At 55.0% G+C, this 729-nt stretch carries 1 protein-coding gene; it reads left to right on the forward strand.

What is annotated here, in order from left to right:
* A partial coding sequence (locus tag NW820_RS13120) for an RNA-guided endonuclease InsQ/TnpB family protein (protein ID WP_414407737.1) occupies positions 1-652 on the forward strand: 652 nt, incomplete at its 5' end.
* Positions 653-729 lie beyond the last annotated feature (77 nt).

Below are 729 nucleotides of genomic sequence, written 5' to 3' on the forward strand. Positions count from 1 at the left end.
GGATATTGCCCATACGTCAGAGGGGGACAACTGGAATGGACAGCAGTTGAACCGAATCCGAGACCACTACTCCAAGCTGAGGGCGGTACTCCAACGCAAAGCCAGTAAGGGCACACGCAGTTCGCGGCGCAGATGCAGAGAACTGTTGCAACGGCTGTCTGGCAAGGAGAGACGCTTTCAAGTGTGGGTCAATCATCGCATCTCCAAAGCTATTGTCTCTAGGGCAAAAGCTACCAACAGCGCTATTGCCCTGGAAGACCTGACAGGGATCCGGGAAAGGGTCAATCAACAGCCACGCAGCAAAACCGAAAGGCGCAGGGCCAACAGTTGGGCGTTCTACCAACTACGTCAGTTTCTGGAGTACAAGGCGAGGGTTGCAGGGGTTTCTCTGATTCTTGTTCCGCCTGCCTACACGTCGCAGACCTGCCACCGGTGTTTGCACATCCATCCCGACCCTGCGCAATCCTATCGCAGTGGCAAGTCGTTCAAGTGTGGGCACTGTGGATGGGAAGGGGATGCGGATTTGAATGGTGCGAATGTGATTGCGCTCTTGGGGGCTGTCGTAAACCAGCCTAGAGGTCCGGGCTTGTTTTGTTCTCTGGTAGAGCAGAGCAGGCCCAGGGCTACTGAAAGCCCGCTCCGTACCGCTTAGCGGTCGGAGCCGGGTAGTTTACCTTTCGACCTCATTTCGACCTCATTATTTTGTAGATTTTGTAGCTCGGCTGGGTT

Source organism: Synechococcus sp. R55.7 (assembly GCF_047461955.1).
GTDB lineage: Bacteria > Cyanobacteriota > Cyanobacteriia > Thermostichales > Thermostichaceae > Thermostichus.